Source organism: Faecalibacterium sp. i25-0019-C1, assembly GCF_042854225.1.
GTDB classification, from domain to species: domain Bacteria; phylum Bacillota; class Clostridia; order Oscillospirales; family Ruminococcaceae; genus Faecalibacterium; species Faecalibacterium taiwanense.
The window spans coordinates 1,834,548-1,852,605 of sequence record NZ_AP031428.1 but is presented as its reverse complement, the minus strand read 5'-3'; the positions used below and the strand labels follow the sequence as shown (position 1 = coordinate 1,852,605).

The 18,058-nt window shown below is 61.2% G+C and carries 23 protein-coding genes; all 23 read left to right on the top strand.

Going from position 1 to position 18,058, the window contains the following annotated elements; all coding sequences use genetic code 11:
* The 23 genes from ACGHUK_RS09170 (at position 1) to ACGHUK_RS09060 (ending at position 18,048) form a co-directional block, all read left to right on the top strand.
* Entirely contained in the window at positions 1 to 1,377 is a 1,377-nt protein-coding gene (locus ACGHUK_RS09170) for an N-acetylmuramoyl-L-alanine amidase (protein WP_390574115.1), read from the top strand.
* An 18-nt stretch (positions 1,378 to 1,395) separates the two neighbouring features.
* Complete coding sequence (locus tag ACGHUK_RS09165; RefSeq protein WP_005936263.1) at positions 1,396 to 1,725, top strand: Mor transcription activator family protein; 330 nt, start codon at positions 1,396 to 1,398, stop codon at positions 1,723 to 1,725.
* 112 nt (positions 1,726 to 1,837) lie between these two features.
* Positions 1,838 to 2,326, top strand: coding sequence for a hypothetical protein (locus tag ACGHUK_RS09160; protein ID WP_390574114.1), 489 nt, complete (start codon positions 1,838 to 1,840; stop codon positions 2,324 to 2,326).
* A gap of 12 nt (positions 2,327 to 2,338) precedes the next feature.
* Entirely contained in the window at positions 2,339 to 2,629 is a 291-nt protein-coding gene (locus ACGHUK_RS09155) for a membrane protein (RefSeq protein ID WP_005936268.1), read from the top strand.
* 4 nt (positions 2,630 to 2,633) lie between these two features.
* Positions 2,634 to 2,957: a hypothetical protein gene (locus ACGHUK_RS09150; RefSeq protein ID WP_005936271.1), complete on the top strand. Its 324-nt coding sequence runs from the start codon at positions 2,634 to 2,636 to the stop codon at positions 2,955 to 2,957.
* A complete protein-coding gene (locus tag ACGHUK_RS09145) occupies positions 2,950 to 3,522 on the top strand; it encodes a DUF3486 family protein (RefSeq protein ID WP_055188831.1) in 573 nt (190 codons plus the stop codon). Before ACGHUK_RS09150 ends, ACGHUK_RS09145 begins: the two co-directional genes overlap by 8 nt.
* On the top strand, positions 3,509 to 5,284 hold the full coding sequence (gene terL, locus ACGHUK_RS09140; RefSeq protein ID WP_390574112.1) for a phage terminase large subunit: 1,776 nt from the start codon (positions 3,509 to 3,511) through the stop codon (positions 5,282 to 5,284). The genes ACGHUK_RS09145 and terL overlap by 14 nt, the downstream gene beginning before the upstream one ends.
* A 13-nt stretch (positions 5,285 to 5,297) precedes the next feature.
* A complete protein-coding gene (locus ACGHUK_RS09135) occupies positions 5,298 to 5,963 on the top strand; it encodes a DNA methyltransferase (protein ID WP_055188827.1) in 666 nt (221 codons plus the stop codon).
* Positions 5,960 to 7,522: a DUF935 domain-containing protein gene (locus tag ACGHUK_RS09130; protein WP_238078131.1), complete on the top strand. Its 1,563-nt coding sequence runs from the start codon at positions 5,960 to 5,962 to the stop codon at positions 7,520 to 7,522. Before ACGHUK_RS09135 ends, ACGHUK_RS09130 begins: the two co-directional genes overlap by 4 nt.
* A complete protein-coding gene (locus ACGHUK_RS09125; protein WP_187016087.1) occupies positions 7,515 to 8,255 on the top strand; it encodes a phage minor head protein in 741 nt (246 codons plus the stop codon). Before ACGHUK_RS09130 ends, ACGHUK_RS09125 begins: the two co-directional genes overlap by 8 nt.
* A 135-nt stretch (positions 8,256 to 8,390) precedes the next feature.
* Positions 8,391 to 9,416, top strand: a complete 1,026-nt coding sequence (locus tag ACGHUK_RS09120) for a phage protease (RefSeq protein ID WP_390574110.1) — start codon at positions 8,391 to 8,393, stop codon at positions 9,414 to 9,416.
* 4 nt (positions 9,417 to 9,420) lie between these two features.
* Positions 9,421 to 9,870, top strand: a complete 450-nt coding sequence (locus tag ACGHUK_RS09115; RefSeq protein ID WP_187016073.1) for a hypothetical protein — start codon at positions 9,421 to 9,423, stop codon at positions 9,868 to 9,870.
* 23 nt (positions 9,871 to 9,893) lie between these two features.
* Positions 9,894 to 10,778 (top strand): Mu-like prophage major head subunit gpT family protein, encoded by an 885-nt coding sequence (locus ACGHUK_RS09110; protein ID WP_005936290.1) that lies wholly within the window; start codon positions 9,894 to 9,896, stop codon positions 10,776 to 10,778.
* A 29-nt stretch (positions 10,779 to 10,807) separates the two neighbouring features.
* On the top strand, positions 10,808 to 11,263 hold the full coding sequence (locus tag ACGHUK_RS09105) for a gp436 family protein (RefSeq protein WP_055188818.1): 456 nt from the start codon (positions 10,808 to 10,810) through the stop codon (positions 11,261 to 11,263).
* Positions 11,264 to 11,308: 45 nt separating this feature from the next.
* A complete protein-coding gene (locus ACGHUK_RS09100) occupies positions 11,309 to 11,764 on the top strand; it encodes a phage virion morphogenesis protein (RefSeq protein WP_390574107.1) in 456 nt (151 codons plus the stop codon).
* A 4-nt stretch (positions 11,765 to 11,768) separates the two neighbouring features.
* On the top strand, positions 11,769 to 12,266 hold the full coding sequence (locus tag ACGHUK_RS09095; protein ID WP_390574106.1) for an SON protein: 498 nt from the start codon (positions 11,769 to 11,771) through the stop codon (positions 12,264 to 12,266).
* 13 nt (positions 12,267 to 12,279) lie between these two features.
* The gene (locus ACGHUK_RS09090; RefSeq protein WP_005936300.1) at positions 12,280 to 12,507 is read left to right on the top strand and encodes a hypothetical protein; all 228 of its coding nucleotides are present in this window, start codon (positions 12,280 to 12,282) and stop codon (positions 12,505 to 12,507) included.
* On the top strand, positions 12,507 to 13,952 hold the full coding sequence (locus tag ACGHUK_RS09085) for a DUF2586 domain-containing protein (RefSeq protein ID WP_390574104.1): 1,446 nt from the start codon (positions 12,507 to 12,509) through the stop codon (positions 13,950 to 13,952). The genes ACGHUK_RS09090 and ACGHUK_RS09085 overlap by 1 nt, the downstream gene beginning before the upstream one ends.
* A 16-nt stretch (positions 13,953 to 13,968) precedes the next feature.
* The gene (locus tag ACGHUK_RS09080; RefSeq protein WP_227145891.1) at positions 13,969 to 14,403 is read left to right on the top strand and encodes a hypothetical protein; all 435 of its coding nucleotides are present in this window, start codon (positions 13,969 to 13,971) and stop codon (positions 14,401 to 14,403) included.
* 39 nt (positions 14,404 to 14,442) lie between these two features.
* Positions 14,443 to 14,799 carry a hypothetical protein gene (locus tag ACGHUK_RS09075; RefSeq protein WP_390574102.1) on the top strand — a complete coding sequence of 119 codons (357 nt, stop codon included), beginning with the start codon at positions 14,443 to 14,445 and terminating at the stop codon, positions 14,797 to 14,799.
* Positions 14,800 to 14,831: 32 nt separating this feature from the next.
* Positions 14,832 to 15,011, top strand: coding sequence for a hypothetical protein (locus ACGHUK_RS09070; protein ID WP_390574100.1), 180 nt, complete (start codon positions 14,832 to 14,834; stop codon positions 15,009 to 15,011).
* Positions 15,012 to 15,106: 95 nt separating this feature from the next.
* The gene (locus ACGHUK_RS09065) at positions 15,107 to 17,458 is read left to right on the top strand and encodes a phage tail tape measure protein (protein WP_390574099.1); all 2,352 of its coding nucleotides are present in this window, start codon (positions 15,107 to 15,109) and stop codon (positions 17,456 to 17,458) included.
* 14 nt (positions 17,459 to 17,472) lie between these two features.
* Positions 17,473 to 18,048 (top strand): transcriptional regulator, encoded by a 576-nt coding sequence (locus ACGHUK_RS09060; protein ID WP_390574097.1) that lies wholly within the window; start codon positions 17,473 to 17,475, stop codon positions 18,046 to 18,048.
* Positions 18,049 to 18,058: the final 10 nt, after the last annotated feature.

The window sequence follows — 18,058 nt, the reverse complement described above, 5'->3', positions numbered from 1 at the left end:
ATGGCAAAATTGACACCAGACGCGACGAGGACGGAGCATGGCCTCGTCATCAACGAGAAGATCATCCCGTGGGGCGCGGTTTGGCCCAAGGACTCCGGCGCGTACAAGAAGGGCGCACAGTACAAGGCCGACCGTCTGCTCTCGGGCGGCACGGGCAAGGTCAAGGGCGTGACCATCCACAACACCAACGACCTGAAGAACGTGGAGGAGGACGCCGAGCAGTACACCCGTGCGACGTGGCCTAACGGCAACATGAACGACGCCCGCGTCCACTACTACGTCGACGACATCAACGCATGGCAGAACCTGAGAGAGGACGAGGTGGGCTGGCACGCGGGCGATGGCCGGAAGGCCACGGGCGGCAACGAGACGACGCTCTCCATCGAGATCATCATGGACGGCTCGGGCAGCAAGGAAGACCGCAAGGCAGAGGAGAACGGTGTGCTGCTGGCGGCACTGCTGCTGAAGAAGCACGGCTTGAGCGTGAACGAGCTGTACACGCACAACCACTGGATGGGCCACCCGGACTCCATCGTGCAGGGCGCGAGGAAGAACTGCCCGCTGTACATCCTGCCCCATTGGGCGCAGTTCAAACAGAAGGTCGCCGCAAAGCTCACGGAGCTGAACGGCGGCGCGACCACCACGGAGGCGGGCAAGACGGAGATCATGGGCAAGGCCAAGGCGAGCGCACAGCAGATGGCGCTGTTCGCCCGATCCAAGAACGCGGAGCCGCAGCTCCCGGCGTGCTCGCTGGAGCAGTTGGCGCAGTTCTTCCTCGAAGAGGGCGAGGCCGAGGGCGTGCGCGGCGACGTCGCCTTTGCGCAGAGCCTCCACGAGACGGGCTTTTTCAAGTACGGCGGCATCGTGCTCCCCACGCAGAACAACTACGCGGGCATCGGGGCGCTGAACGGCAACGCCAAAGGACAGGCGGCGACCTTCCCCGACCCGCGCACGGGTGTCCGGGCGCAGATCCAGCACCTGAAGGCATACGCCTCCAAGGAGGCGCTCGTGAACGGGTGCGTCGACCCGCGCTTCTCCCTCGTGACACGGGGCTCGGCGCAGTATGTGGAATGGCTGGGCGCAAGCGACAACCCCAACGGCAAGGGCTGGGCCGTACCGGGCAAGGGCTACGGCGGCAAGGTCGTCGCTCTGCTGGGGCAGATCATGGCGTTCGAGGTGCCCCAGCCGTCCGCACCGAGCGAGCCGGAGGAGCAGGAGCCGGAGTTCCCGGCGTATCAGCTGGAGGGGCTTGAAACGCTCACGGAGGCTGACGTCATCAACTCCCCCGAGTTCTGGCGGCAGAAGTTCGGCGAGCAGGTGACGGTCGGCGAGCTGTTCGGCATCTTGGGGAAGCTCTTCACGAAAGCGACCGAGTAAGGATGCGGAGGGCGGGACATGGAAGACCTCGTTAAGGAGCTGACGATCGACATGGTTCCTGACGGCGACAACCGCATCATCGCGGAGACGATCGGCGTCGAGAACTACTACAAGCTGTGCTCGGTCGTCGGCGGCTCGACCATCTACCTCCAGAAGCCGGAGAGTGTCCTTCGCCCTGTCCGAGACGCTCACATCAAAGCGGAGTTCAACGGCTACAACCACCCCGAGCTCGCCCGCAAGTACGGCGTGACGGAGCGGTGGGTGCGGCAGCTCTGCGGCGAGGGGAAGCTGGAGGGACAGATGAGCCTTCTCGACTACGGCGACGAGCCGGAAAACACTACGTTCTAAGACAACGTTTCTAAGAAGCAGTACATATATAAGGTTCCTGAAAGGGACGGTAAAATAAGACTATGAGCATAGCTCATAGTCTTATTTTTATATCCAAAGGAGGACACCAAACATGAGCATGGAGATCATCCAGAGCGCAGCGACCGAGCTGCTGGTCAACGTTGCGCTCGCTGTGCTGGCCCTCGCCGGGGCCTACGCGGTCTACTACATCCGGCTCGGCACATCCAAGCTGAAGGCGCAGACCGCGCAGATCGAGGACGCATCCACCCGCAAGGTGCTGGACGACGCCTTGGAGGACGTTGCGAACCTCGCCACGCTGTCGGTGGGCGCAATGGAGCAGACCACGGCAAAGGCGCTGCGCGAGGCGGTCAAGGGCGGCAAGGCAAAACGCGAGGAGCTGGTCGCGCTGGGCAAACAGGTCTTTGACGAGGTCAAGGCGTCGATCGCGCCGGAGGCGCAGCGGGTCATCACGAAGAACCTCGGCAGCTTCGACGAGTATTTGACGAAGTGCATCGAGGCCGCTGTGCTGGAGATCAAGCAGAACGAGCCGTACATCACCCTCCCGGAGAGTGCGCTCATCGAAGGCGAAGCGGAACGGTAAGGAGGGCGGCACATGGACGTCTCTCAGATCACCGCCCTCATCGGCGCGGCGGCGTCGCTGCTGTGCACCGTCGTCGTCGGGGCGCTCACCTTCTTTATGAAGAAGACGCTCGCCAGTCTTGAAGAGGCGGACAAGCGGAACGCCGAGGACATCAAGACGCTGGACAAGAACCTCAACGACCTGAAGGCAGACCTCCCCCTGATCTATGTGACGCGGGAGGACTACATTCGGGTCATGAACAGGGTCGAGGACAAGCTCGACCAAATCCTCTACGGAGGCAAAGCCAAAGGAAAGGAGGAGTGACCTCATGGCAATCCTTGACGAGCTGACCGAGCAGGAGGTCAGCAAGAACAAAGCAATCCGGGGCTACATCGTCCGAGCCCTCGCAAAAGGCAGTCAGAACGCCTTGCTCGTCCGTCAGATCACAAACGCCCTCGTCGCTGACGGCCTGATCTACTCGCCGGACATTTCAAAGCCGATCGAGTATCTGCAGGAGGCGGGTTATGTGACCTTCACCGACCGATCGGTGAACGCCTACAACGCCTACCGCAAGGACTCCATCATCAAGCTCACCCGCAAGGGCGTCGATCTCGTCGAGGGCACGATCAACGACCCGGGCATCGATGTCTAAGGCGGAGCGACGGAGGACGCGGGTCAGCTCGACGATCGACAAGCTCCCGGACGATATTAAGGGGCAACTCGACGTCCGGCTTGCGGACACCTCCAACACCTATGAAGAACTGGCGGCATGGCTCAAGGCTGAAGGCTACGAGATCAGTAAGTCAGCGATCGGGCGCTATGCGATCCGCACCACACAGGCGGCGCAGCGCGTAGCGCAGACCATCCAGCGCACTCAGGCGATCGCTCAAGCGGTGGAGGCCCACCCCGACCTCGACTACACGAAGGCGGCGTCGATGGTGCTCATGGACGGGCTCATGCAGCGAGTCAGCACCGCTGAGGACGACTTTCAGGAAATGCCGCTGGATAAGGCGGGGCGACTCATCGCAAGCCTCGCCCGGAACGCCACCTACGAAAAGCGCGTCCGGCAGGACATGAAGAAAAAAGCTGAGCTTGCCTTCGAGCAGATGGAGACGGAGCTCATGGCAGCAATCAAGCAGCACCCTGAGCTTGCTGGCGAGCTTCACGACGTGCTGGAGCGTGCAAGAGAGAAGGTGCTGGCAGATGGCGAAGATTGACCTGAACGACTACCTCGAAAAGCTCACAGAGCCGGAAGACCGGGAAACGGTCGCAAACCGTGCGTATCAGCGGGAGCTGTTCGAGCAGTACGTCACAAAGGACGGCAACTTTCCCGAGCAGCGGGCGCAGCTCCTTGAGGACTTCAGGGTCGGAAAGGAACTGACCGGGCCGAAGGGACTGCGCCGGAAGCTCGGAGCCTTCGATCTTGAATACTTCGGGCGGGCCTATCTCGCGCACTACTTCGTCCGCCCGTCGCCCAAGTTCCACGGCGAGCTGGACAGGATATGGCGGGAGGGCGTGCTGAAGGGGATGAACCCGGAGGTGGACGCCAAGCAGATCAGCCGCGCGGATGGGTGCCGCCGTGCGATCGAAGCGCCTCGTGGCCACGCCAAGAGCACGACCTTCACCTTCAAGGACGACCTGCACGCCGCCGTCTACGGCTACAAGCACTACATCATCATCCTCTCTGACAGCTCGGAACAGGCCGAGGGCTTCCTCGTCGACATCAAGACGGAGCTGGAGGAGAACGCTGCCTTGAAGGAAGACTTCGGCGAGCTGGAAGGCAAGGTCTGGAAGTCCTCTGTCATCCTGCTGGCCAACGGCGTCAAGATTGAGGCAATCGGCTCGGGCAAGAAGATCCGTGGTCGACGTCACAAGCAGTGGCGTCCCGACCTTATCGTCTGCGACGATCTGGAGAACGACGAGAACGTCAACACGCCGGAGCAACGCAAGAAGCTCCGCGACTGGTTCTATAAGGCGGTCTCCAAGGCGGGCGACACCTACACCGACATCGTTTACATCGGCACGCTGCTCCACTTCGATGCGCTGCTGGCCAACGTAGCGAAGAACCCGAGCTATAAGTCGGTACGCTATCAAGGCGTCATCAGCTTCGCCACCAACGGCGAGCTGTGGGACGCATGGGAGTCCATCTTCACCGATCTCTCCAACGACAACCGACAGGAGGATGCACTGGAGTTCTTCCAAGCGAACCGCGAGGCGATGCTGGAGGGCACGGCGGTCTTATGGGAGGAGAAGCTCTCCTACTACGACCTCATGGTCATCCGCATCTCCGAGGGTGAGGCGTCCTTCAACAGCGAGATCCAGAATGACCCCATCGACCCGGAGAACTGCACCTTCCAAGAAGAGTGGTTTGACTTTTGGGACGACGAGGGCAAGGCGCAGCCAGACTTCTCCGACCCGAAGTTTCTCTTCGTCGGCGCGAACGACCCGTCGCTGGGCAAGAACAAGAAGTCGGACACCAGCTCCATCATCGCACTGGCGAAGGACACGCAGACGGGCTACCTCTATGTCGTGATCGCGGACATTGCCAAGCGCAAGCCGGATCAGATCATTGAGGACGCCCTCGACGCGAGCCGACGCCTCCAGCGGGAGTACAAGCGGCCCTACTACAAGTTCGGCGTGGAGACGGTGCAGTTCCAGTATTACTTCGCCGAGATCATGCGGCAGCGTGCGGCAGCGGTCGGCGAGTATCTCCCTATCGAGGAGATCAACAGCACGCAGAACAAGGATGCACGCATCCAGTCCCTGCAGCCGTTCGTGAAGAATGGCTACATCAAATTCAGCAAGAAACACAAGACACTGCTAAAGCAGATGACCGAGTACCCGATGGGCAAGAACGACGATGCGCCGGACGGCCTCCAGATGGCGGTCAAGCTGGCGCTTGACGTCAAGATCGGGCGCAGGGTCGACTACAGAAGCGTCATCGCCCGCGCCCTCGACTTCCGGCGCGGAGCCTACTAAGGAGGTGAGGCGCATGATTATCCAAGAGAATACAATCATCCACGGCGACAGCCTCACCGTGCTCCGTCAGATGGAGCCGGAGAGTGTCGACGCAATCATCACAGACCCGCCCTACGGCATCAACTATGTCTCTCAGACGGGGGCGTCCATCAAGAACGACAAGAGCCCCTTCATCTGGTTCCTCTACGACGCCTTCCGCGTACTCAAGTCCGGCGAGGCTGGACGCGGCGGCCTGATCTGCTTCACCCGTTGGGATGTGGAGCAGACCTTCATCGACGCGATGAAGATCGCGGGCTTCAACGTCAAGAGTGAGGTCATTTGGGATAAGGTCTACCACGGCATGGGTGACACCAAGGCAGCGTTTGCACCGTCGCATGAGAACATTGTCTTCGCGGTTAAGGGCAAATACAGTTTCCCCGGTAGCCGCCCAAAAGACCTCGTCACATTCCCGAAGATCAACAGCTCCAAGATGGTGCACCCCACCGAGAAGCCTGTTGGTCTGCTGGCTAATCTCATCTCCTCGGTCACGAAACCGGGCGACCTCATCCTCGACCCGTTCGCCGGAAGCGGCTCCACGCTGGTCGCGGCGAAGAAGACGGGGCGTCGTTTCATTGGCATCGAGCTGGATGACGATTACTTCGTCACGGCCCAGCGGCGCATCGAGGAGGTGCGGGAATGAGCCGACTCAAGCAGCTCGTTACCCGGCTTAGACGCCCGGATATGCGGGAGGTCGCCGTGGCGCAGGTCTCCGACAAGTACAGCGAGTATCCCAGCAATGGCCTGACGCCTGTCAAGCTGGCTGAGATCCTCCGAGAGGCCGACGCGGGCGATGTTCTTCGGCAGATGGAGCTCTTTGAGGAAATGGAGGAGAAAGACCCTCACCTATTCAGTCAGCTCCAGACGCGCAAGAACGCCGTCACGGGCCTTGACTTCGAGGTGATTCCCTTCGGCGACGAACCGCTGGACAAGGAGATCGCCGACTTCATCGAAGAGCAGCTCAACGGCATCGAGAGCTTCGAGGATGTGGAGAATGACCTGCTCGACGCAATCGGCAAGGGCTTCGCCGTATCCGAGATCCTGTGGGGCTATGACGAAGGGCACGTCGTGGTGCAGGACATCAAGACGCGACACCAGAAACGCTTCTTTTGGGACACGCTGGACGATTCGTTCAAGGTGCGAACGAAGGACGTGCCGGAGGGCATCCTGCTCCCGGCGAACAAGTTCATCGTTCACAGGTACAAGGCTCGCAGCGGTCACACCTCTCGGGCTGGCATCCTCCGAGTTGTGGCGTGGATGTACCTCTTCAAGAACTACGACCTGAAGGACTGGGTCAGCTTCGCTGAGATCTACGGTCTGCCGCTCCGGCTGGGCAAGTACGCGCCGGGAGCGAGCGACAGCGACAAGGCGGCGCTCATGCGAGCCCTCATCCAGATTGGCTCCGACGCGGCGGGCATCATCCCGGATGGCACGAGCATCGACTTCATTACCACGGAGAAGACCTCCAGCTCCGACCTCTATGAACGGCTGGCTCGTTACTGCGATGAACAGATCTCCAAGGCGATCCTCGGCCAGACGCTGACTTCCGACTCGGGCGGCGGCAGTTACGCACAGAGCAAGACGCACAACGATGTCCGGCACGATCTCACCGTCGCCGACTGCAAGGCGCTGGCGTCCACCCTCCGGCGCGACCTCATCCGCCCGCTGTGCATCTTCAACTTCGGTGAGGACAAGCGCATCCCCTACATCCGCTTCGACTGCGAAGAGTCCGAGGACTTGACACAGACGGCGACAATCCTCGGCACGCTCATCGAAAAGGTCGGGCTTCGGATACCCACGAGCTTCGTCTATAAGAAGTTCTCCATCCCCGAGCCGGAGGAAGGTGATGAGATTGCAAAGCCCGCCTACGGAGGCGGCATGGGCGGCGTGCTGCCGTTCAAAAGCGATGCGCTACTCTCCCTCAAGGCGGGAGCTGACGCGCCGATCGGCACGCAGCAGCACATTGACAGGCTCGCCGCCGCCGCACTCCACAAGGGCGTGGGCAGCTTCAAGCGCGCGTTCGAGCCGGTTCTCAAAATGATTGAGAACGCAGACAGTCTCGAACAGCTCCGCGAGCTGATGGAGGATGACACAGCCGTCGCCGAACTCTACGCCGCGATGGATGTCTCTGAGGTCGAAGAGCTGCTGCAGAAGGTTATGCTCTACGCCGATCTTGAGGGGCGGGTGGTTGAGGATGGATGAGTTCACCGCACTTTTCAGCCGCAAGGACATGACCTTTGAAGAGGCGGTCGCGTACTTCAAAGAGCGCGTCCCTGTAACCGCCTCGCGGTTCTATCAGATCGCCGCCGAGTACCGCGCCCTCGCCTTTACGGTCAGCGGCTACACGAAGGCGCAGGTGCTCAAGAAGTTCTACGACGAGCTGCTGGCCGCACTGGAGGATGGTAACAGCCTTGCGGAGTTTCGCGAGAATATGAACGACTTCCTCGAAGCAGAGGGCTACGAGGGCATCACGCCTTACCAAGCCGAGAACATCTTCCGCACCAACATCCAGACGGCCTACAATGTGGGCCACTACAAGCGGATGACCGAACCGGGCGTCAAGGCGCTGCGGCCCTACTGGCAGTATGACGCCGTCAACGACTCAAAGACCCGCCCGAGCCACCTTGCGATGGATGGGCGCGTGTTCATGGCGGACGATCCCATTTGGGACACATGGTTCCCGCCCAACGGCTTCAAGTGCCGCTGCACGGTCAAGACGCTCTCCAAGCGCCAGATGGAGCAGCGGGGGCTGACGGTGGAGACCGAAGCACCGAGGGCGGCGCGGCTGGAGGATGGGCGCTTCGTCAACATCCTGCCCGACCCGCAGTTCGATACCAACCCCGCCAAGGTACGCTATCAGCCAGACCTCACAGGCTACCCCGAGCCACTCAAAAAGGCGTACCAAGAGCGCGAAAAGGGGAACACTCCGCCATAAGGCCACAGAGCCCCGCTGTGCGCGTTTTGCTCTCGGCAGGGTAATTTGACAGGTGCGGCAAATAAGGGGCGTGCGCACGCGCTCTAACGCCGTTTCCGGGCGGTTCGCGGCGACACCAAAGGAGGACAGATGCAAATGGATGGTTTTTTGACCCTGAAAGGCGGCAATGTGGAGCTCGTGGGAGCGCCGGAGACGATCTTCGTCCTCCCCATCGGCCACGTTGTCAGCTCGAAGGGCGAGTTTGATGTAGACGATGAGAGTTACAAGGCGATGAAGGCGCAGATCGCCAAGCGCGGCGTGGATCTCGTCGTTGACTACGAGCATCAGACGCTCAAAGGGTGCGAGGCACCCGCAGCCGGATGGGTGAAGGAGCTGAAGCTGGAGGACGGGCAAATCAAGGCCGTCGTCGAGTGGACGCCCCGAGGGGCGCGGTACCTTGAGAACAAGGAGTACCGCTACCTCTCCCCGGTCGTGAATGTCCGCAAGGCGGACAACAAGGCGGTCGGGCTCCACTCGCTGGCACTTACCAACACTCCGGCGATCGAGGGGATGAACCCTATCGTCAATTCAGACAATTTTGAAGGAGGACAACATTCTATGGACATCAAGAAGCTGGCGGAACTGCTCGGTTTGAGCGAGGACGCCACGGAGGAGCAGGTCGTGGAGGCGCTCAAGGTTTGCCTCGCCGAGAACCGCAGCCTCAAGGAAACGGAGAAGCAGCCGCCCGAGAACGTCGTGGCGAACAAGGCGGTCTGCGAGCTGCTGGGTCTGAAGGCGGGCGCTGCCGCCGAGGACGTGACCGCAAAGATCATGGAGCTCAAGAGCGGCACGGTCGACGGCGTCAACCTCGCCGAGGAGCTGAAGGCGCTCAAGCAGCAGAATGCGGAGCGCGAGGCCAACGACGCTGTCACCCTCGCCCTGAAGGCGGGCAAGATCACCCCGGCGCAGAAAGAATGGGCTAAGAGCTACGCCCTGAGCGACCCGAAGGGCTTCGGCTCCTTTGTGGAGAAGGCCCCGCAAATCGTGCCGATGGACAAGATTGAGCTGGACGACGTCAAGGCCCTCAAGAGCGACGCGCTGGACGCCGACACGCTGCTGGTCTGCAAGCAGCTCGGAATCTCGCCCGACGACGTCAAGAAGTACGGTATGAAGGAGGACTAAGATCATGGCAAAACTGACTGATGTGAGAGATACCCCTGAGATCGCCAACGGCGCAAAGGTTATCGCGGTGCCTGTGAAGGGCGGTACCACCATTTATCAGGGTGCACTTGTCGCTCTGGACGCGAGCGGCTACGCAATCCCCGGCAAGAAGGCCGAGAGCCTGACCGCTGTGGGCCGCGCCGAGGAGACGGTGACAAATACGGGCGCAGACGGCGAGTTGGTCATCCGCGTCGCTCGCGGCGTATTCGTCTTTGACAACACCGCTACCGCTGCGAATAAGATCACCGCCGCCCATGTTCTCAAGCCCTGCTACATGGAAGACGACCACACCGTCACGGCGCTCGCCACGGGCGCGTCTGTGGCTGGCACCGTCATCCGCGTGGATGACGAGGGCGTCGCCGTCGAGTGCGGAGGCTACATTCCCGCTGCTGCCGCCGCAGGTGTGGGCGGCTAATCGAGTAAGGAGGTACATCCATTATGATCATCACCCCGCAGGCCCTTAGAGGCATCTATACCGCCTTCAACACGGTCTTTAACAAGGCGTTTGAAGGGCAGCATCCCACCTATGAAAAGGTCGCGACCGTCGTGCCCAGCACCAGCGAATCCGAGACCTACGCATGGCTCGGTGACATCCCCGGCATGAGGGAGTGGATCGGTGAGCGCGAGATCCAGAACCTCTCCGGCTCCGCCTACACCATCAAGAACAAGGACTTCGAGCTGACTGTCGGCGTAGACCGCAACGCGGTCGAGGACGACAAGATCGGCCTCTACAATCCTTCCATTCAGATGCTCGGCGAGTCCGCCGCGCTGCATCCCGACGAGCTGGTCTACGGTCTGCTGGCCAACGGCTTCACCGAGAAGTGCTACGACGGCAAGGCGTTCTTCGCTACCGACCACCCTGTCGGCAAGGACAAGGCAAGCAACAAGGGCACCGCGAAGCTGAGCATGGACGCCTACAAGACGGCGCGTACATCCATGATGAGCCTGAAGAACAGCAAGGGCCGCCCTCTGGCGCTGGTTCCCGATCTGCTGGTCGTGCCGCCCGCACTGGAAGCGGACGCCCGCGACATCCTCGTCGCCGACTTCATCAACGGCACGAAGAACACCATGCAGGGCACGGCGGAGATCCATGTGGAGCCTCGCCTCGCAAGCGACTCCGCTTGGTTCCTGCTCTGCACCAAGCGTCCCGTCAAGCCGCTGATCTACCAGCAGCGCAAGAAGGCGAAGTTCGTCTCCAAGACCAACGAGACCGACGACAACGTCTTCATGAGCAAGAAGTTCATCTACGGCGCAGACTCTCGCGGCAACGCGGGCTTCGGCTTCTGGCAGATGGCCTACGGCTCTGACGGCACCACCACCTAAACCGCCCGGGGCAGAAAGGAGGGCACGGCATGAGCTACAGCACACGCGCTGAAGTACGGGACATGGTCAAGGATGACGCGCTCAACGCGATCATCGGCGACACCTTCATTGAAGACCCCGCCGAGCGTGAAGAGCTGGTCTCCCCGATCATCGATGCGGCGATCGCCGACGCGGACGCAGAGATCGACGGCTACCTCGCCAAGAGGTACGCCGTCCCTCTGGCCCCGGCCCCGAGGGTCATCAACAAGTTCTCCAAGGATATCGCGGTCTACAATCTGTTCTCCCGCATCGGCATCGACGAGGGGACGGATCAGAAGACCTACCTGAACCGCTACAACGCGGCGATCAAGTTCCTCACGCTGGTCGCGGAGGGCACGGTGTCCATCGGCACGGAGACGGAAGACCCGGCGAGCGCAGCGGCGGGTGGTTTTAAGGTCAAGTCCAACAGCCGCCTGTTTACCCGCGAGAAGATGAGGGGGATGTAACGCATGGCCATGTACAGCATACGGCTCGACGGCGACACGCGGGCGATGCTCCGCAGGATCAGGAGCTTCTCGGAGATCGACAAGCAGGGCATCAATGCGGCGCTGGCTGAGGGCGCGCGCGAGTCGACGCTGGAACGGTTCAAGCAGAGCAAAGGCCCGGACGGGCGCAGATGGAAGACCTCCATCCGCGCCGCACAGGAGGGCGGCAAGACGCTCATCCAGTCCGCGCAGCTCCGCAACTCCATCCACGCCAAGTCGGACACCTCCGGCTTCGCGGTCGGCACGAACGTCAAGTATGCGGCGACGCATCAGTTCGGAGAACCGGGCCGCACCATCCGGGCGCGGAAGAAGAAAGCCCTCCGTTTTCAGGTGGGCGGCAAGTGGGTCACGAAGAAGCAAGTCCGCATCACCATCCCGGCCCGTCCCTTCCTCGGTCTCTCAGAGGACGATATGCAGGAGATGAAGGCGACGGTCGAGGAGTTCATCCAGAAGGAGGATTGATCTCTTGCTCTACACGGAAAGCAAGCAATATCTCGTCGACAAGCTGAAAGCGGCGGGCATCAAGTCCAAGCCATTTACCACAGAGAAGGCTCTGGAGAAGAGCCAGGAGTCCCACATCGGCGCGGTCTTGTTCGAACGTGAGACTTTCACCCGAAACGGTTCCAAAAAGAGATACAGAGACGAAGAGGGAACGCTGCACAAAAGGCGGAAGATCATGGAACGGGCGACCACGTTCGGCGTGATCATCGGCGGCTACACCGATGATGAAGTCGAGGAGATATTCGACCGCTTTGTGGCGAGTCTTGACCGTGGCATCTACATCGACGGCAACTTCGTCCCCATTGAGATTGAGGGAGCGGATTGGGTCGACAAGGACGACTCACTCCTGAAAGCACAGGTCGCCGTGCAGGTGATGATCACCTTCAACGGCGGCGTTTACCGCGACACGGGCTTCGCACCTCTGACCGATGTCAGAGTGACGTCCGTGGAGAAGATCACATGAAAGGAGCCTACAGATGGCGACTAAAACACAGAAGCCGGAAGGCGCTGCCGCACCGGAGCTTGTGCCGATCGACAAGCTCCGTGAGCAGCACAAGGTCGGGCGTGCCACCTACGCGGGCGTATGCGCCGCGAATGGCTGGCGGCCCGGTAAGGCGATGACGGAGGACGAGTTCCTCGCCGCCGTCGCCAAGTTCAACAACAGCCCGATGAACGGGCGTAAGAGCAAGGAGGCGAGGAAGTAATGCTTAGAGATGTACGCAGCAACGTCACGGACGGACTGCTCGGCTTCGCCACGGCAACGGGCGACGGTCTGCACATCAAGATCGGCGTCTCCCCCTCTGTCACCGAAAAGCCCATCACCATCCTCGGCAGCATGGGCGCAAGCACCATCAAGTCCAAGCTGGGCCTGTCCCCGCTGGCCGATGCGGTCATGGACGCGGTGCAGGGCGGCGCGGCCCGCGTGTTCTGCATCCCCGTCGCCGCGAGCACCGCTGGCACGATCGGCGAGGTCACGAAGACGGGCGACGGCGGCGGCAGCGTGACCGTGCAGGGCTCGCCCAACAACGCCTACGCGCTCACCGTGCGCTTCACCGCGCAGGGCGGGCTCAACACCGCAGCCTTCGTCTACTCCATCGACGGCGACAACTTCTCGGATGAGATCACCGTCCCCGTCACTGGCAGCTACGAGATCGAGGGCACGGGCCTGACGATCAAGTTCACCGAGGCGAGCTCGCCGGATCAGAAGCCCAGTTCCTTCCTCGTGCGCGACACCTACACCCTCAAGACCACTGCACCGAGCATGACGAACGGCGATGTGCTGGGCGCGATTGAGAAGATCAAGACCTTCAGCGAGGAGTTCGAGTTCGTCCACATAGTCGGCGGGAGCACGGTGGAGCTGTGGGAGGCGGTCAGTGAAGCGCAGAAGGAGCTGATGACGGTCTGCCACAAGCCCTGCTTCTTCCTCATGGAGGCCGCCTATCCCGCCGACGAGGCGGATGGTGACCTGAGCGATTGGGCGCTGCAGATGGAGGCAGACCGTAAGCGGATCAAGAACTCCGACATTCAGGTCTGCGCCGCATGGGGTCGCCTTGTGCGGCTGGACGGCACCACGCAGATTGTCAACCTCGCGGGCCTCGCCTCCGGGCGCTACGCCATGACGAAGGTGAGCGTGTCCATCGGCAAGACCAAGGACGAGGACGCGCTGGGCTTCCCCAAGACGAAGCTGCTGGAGCTGGTTCCCATCGGCTACGACAGCACCGTCATTGAACTGCTGGACGTCGCGGGCTACATGACCTTCCGCGAGTACGACGGCCTTGACGACATCTTTGTCTATCACACGAAGATGATGTGCAAGGACGGCAGCGACTTCCGCTATGCCGAGGATGTGCGTGTGAAGAACAAGATCATCCGCGAGACACGCAAGAAGGCGCTGCAGTTCAAGAACGACGACATCGACCTTGAGGACATTCAGGGCGAGCTGGACGCGCGGGCGAAGTTCATCAGCGTGCCGCTTGACCGCATGGTGGAGGACAAGGAGATCAGCTCCTATGAGACCACCGTGGACGAGAGCTGCTACGATACCTTCCTCGAAGATGAGACCATGAGCGTCATCATCCGCTACCTCTCCAGAGGCTATATCCGCGAGGTCGTTATCGACATCGGGCGCTCGGCTCTGAGCAGCAACTAAGGGAGGAGGACAGGCAATGCTGAAGGTAAACGGAAAAGCCTATGATTGGGGCGACGTGGATCTGAAAATCCCCGGCCTGAACATTCAGGTGCAGGAGATCAGCTATGACGACGAGCTGGAGATAGAGGAAGTCTACGGCTCCGGCTCCAAGCCGCGCGGCTACGGCACAGGCAACTATAAGGCGTCCGGCAAGCTCTCCATGCTCCGCGACGACTACGACGATCTGCTGGCCTACTGCAAGCAGAAGGGCGTTCCCTTCTACAAGATGGAGCTGCCCTCCATCATCGTCTCCTACGCCAACGAGGGCGCACGCACGAAGATCGACGAGCTGAAGAAGGTCAAGTTCTCCAAGCGCAGCAATAAGGCAGCGCAGGGCGACAAGAGCCTCACCGTCGACGTCGACATGATGATCGTCGGCGGCGTGTATCAGGACGGCGTCGCACCCGTCTAAGGACAACATTTTTGAGAATAACAAGGAGGAAGTCACACTATGGAAAGCGCCAACAACCAGACCCCCGCCCGCAGCAGCGAGGAACAGCTCAAGGCCAAGTACGGCGGCAAGCTCTACCGCGTCGGCATCACCGTCCCTGTGGACGATGAGAGCGAGAAAGAGTTCTCCTACTACTTCAAGCGCCCCACCGTCCCCAGCTATGACCGCTACATCAAGACCGCTGCACAGGGCATCACCAAGGCGAGCAAGACGTTCATGCTGGACGCGGTCATCGACGAGGACGCCGAGCGTCTGACGAAGGACATGGAGGAGAACCCCGGCATCGCAATCTCCATCGGCAATAAGCTGACGGAGATCCTCGGCCTGACGGGTACGGCAAATTTGAAGAAGCTCTAAGAGAACGGGTCGCGGAGGTACGGGAGAGCTTCGTGGAGCGCGGGCTCCTTGAGATCTATCGTTTTGTGCCTCCGCCTCTCTTAGAGACCTTTGACCCCGAAACGATTGACGACGTCGACGAGTTCCTCGGATGGGTCGCAAAGGCCCGCTTCATGCAGGAGCTTGAGGAGGGCATCGTCGCCCGGGCGATCGTGCGAGCGTTCCCCGAGTGACGGCCTCCCGTCGCCGATCGTTTTCCGCCTCTATCTCAAACTGGAGGTGAAAGCAGAAAATGAGTTTAGAGTCCGTATTTAAGCTGTCGCTCATTATGAACATGATCGACAACCTCTCCGGGCCGATGGCGGGCGTGGCGTCCAAGGTCGGCGCAAACGTCTCCAAGCTGGACGCCGCAAGCCAGACCTTCGGAAACATGGCAAAGGCGGGTGCGGTGATGCAGGAGACGGGCTCGCAGATCGTAAACGCTGTGCTCGCCCCGGTAGAGGCGACCTTTGAAACGCGGCGTGCGCTGGGCGAGTTGGCCTCGCTGGGTGTCCAAGACCTCAAAGCGGTCGAGAACGCCGCACGCAGCTTCTCTGATCAGTGGGCGGGCACGTCGAAGGCGGACTTCATCAGCGCGGCCTACGACATCAAGAGCGGCATCGCCTCCCTCTCTGATGAGGGCGTCGCAGAGTTCACAAGCCTCGCGGCCCTGACCGCAAAGGCGACGAAGTCCACGGCGGGCGAGATGACCTCGCTGTTTGCCACAGGCTACGGCATTTATAAAGACTACTACAGCGACCTGAGCGACATGGAGTTCGGCGAGATGTTCTCGGCTGGCATCTCCGACGCCGTCCGAGCGTTCAAGACCTCCGGCTCCGGCATGGCACAGGCAATCCAGAACCTCGGCGCATCGGCGACCACGGCGCAGGTGCCGCTGGAAGAGCAGCTCTCCGTCTTGGGTATGCTGCAAGCAACGATGGGCGGCGCGGAAGCGGGCACGAAATACAAAGCCTTCCTCCGCAGCGCCACCAAGGGCGGCGAGGCGCTGGGGCTCAAGTTCACAGACGCCAACAACCAGCTCCTGAGTATGCCGGAGATCCTCGACATCCTGCGGGGCAAGTTCGGCGAGACAATGGACGCCGCCGAAAAGATGGAGCTGCAGAAAGCCTTCGGCGACACCGAGGCCGTAGCGCTCATCGACCTGATGTATAACAAGGTCGGCGACCTGCAGGACAACATCGTCAATATGTACGGCTCGCTCGGAAAGGGCGTGTCGGTCACGGAGCAGATGGCCTCCGCCATTCAGGAGACGGAGCCGGAACGCTTCGAGCGACTCAAGCAGCGCATCCACAACGTCACTGAGAGCATCGGAAACTCCCTGCTCCCCACGGTCAACGACCTGATGAGCAAGGGCGAGGGCGTGCTGACGAAGGTCGGCTCGTGGATCGAGAAGAACCAGGAGCTCGTCAAGGTCATCATGCTCATCGTTCTTGCGGTGGGCGGTTTCCTCGCTGTAGGCGGCACGCTGATCGCCCTGATCTCCGGCGTCGGCCTCGTCGTGACAAAAACGGTCAGCGCGTTCAAGATACTCAAGGGCGGCTTCGCACTGGCGCGAGGGGCGCTCACACCACTCATATCCTCGGTGTGGAGCTTCACGGCGGCGCTGCTGGCCAACCCCGTCACATGGGTCGTCATTGGCATTGTGGCCCTCATTGCGGCGCTGGTGCTACTCTACAACAAGTGTGAGTGGTTCCGCAATGCGGTCAACTCCGTCATCAACTTCTTCAAGGAAACGCTGACGGCGGTGGGCTCGGTCGCGAAGTCGGTGTTTGAGGGCATCGGGAACGTGATCGGCTCCGTCATGGACGCGGCAAAGGCGACCGTGTCCGAGAAGCTGTCCAACATCAAGACGGCCTACGAGGAACACGGCGGCGGCATTTCCGGCGTCGCAGCGGCGGCGATGGAGGCGGTCAAGGGCTGGTACACAGCGGGCTACACCTTCATCGACAACCTCACGGGCGGCAAGCTCTCGGAGATCCGTGGGAAGTTCTCGACGGCCATGAGCAACATCGTCCAAGGCATCTCACAGAAGTTCACCGACGCACGCACCGCCTTCTCCAACGGCCTGAACAACATCAAGAACGCCGTCTCCGGCGCGGTCACGTGGTTCTTCGAGTCCGGCAAACGGATCGTGTCCACCTTTGCAAACGGCATCAAGTCCGCCTTCAGCAGCGCGGTCGAGGCCGTAAAGGGCGGCTTGCAGAAGATCCGCAACCTCCTCCCGTTCTCTGACGCGAAGGAGGGGCCGCTGTCCACGCTGACCCTGTCCGGCCAACGCACCATGACTACCTACGCTCACGGCCTGACGCTTGCGGGCGACGCCCCGGCAGAGGCGATGAACAAGAGCCTCCAGCAGGTGCAGGGCGCTCTTGACCGCAAGCCGGAGAAGAAGGTCGACCTCGGCGGCGGGAAGAAGGACAAGGACGAGAGCAGCGATGAGGGCAGCTCCGGTAAGGGCAAGCAGGTCATCATCCACAAGCTGCTCGTCCCGGTCGACCTCAAGAAGATCAAAGACCTGCAGCAGCTCCTCGCTCTTTTGCAGGAGGTCGAGGACTACGCAGCGGCCAACGAGGACGGCGAACCCGGCGACGACGAGGACGCCGTCCCGGCCCCGGCATAAGGAAGGAGGACGCTATGATCTATGTAGAAGACGAGCTGATCAAGCTCAACGGCGTCGTCCTCCCCGGTCTCGTCAAAAGCATCGAGGTCATTGAGACCGCGAAGGTGGACGAGCAGGAGGTCGAGGGCAGCGCCACCAAGCCGAAACAGGCAACGGGCTACGAGGACGCCAAGGTCAACATCGAGCTGATCATCGACGATACGCCCTCGCAGACCAAGTACCAGCGATACGCAACGCTCCGGGCGATCTTCCGATCGCCCGGGCAGAGCGTGCCGCAGCCCATCCCCATCATCAGCGAGGACACCGCCGCCCACGGCGTGGAGAAGGTCATCTTCAAGAAGCTGTCCCACAAGGGCGAAAACAAGCGCGGGCAGCTCACGGCTACGCTGGAGCTGTGGGAGTACATCCCGCAGACCATCACGGCAAAGTCCGGCTCCAGTTCCGGCTCCGGCAAGTCCGGCGGCGGCGCGGCGAGCAATCTGAAAGCGGACTACAAGAGCTACCTGAGCAACGACCGGGGCGAATCCCCCGCACGAGATGACGCGGACACCACGGCGGCGATGAACAAAGTGACCGCCATGCCGTACTAAGGAGGCCACA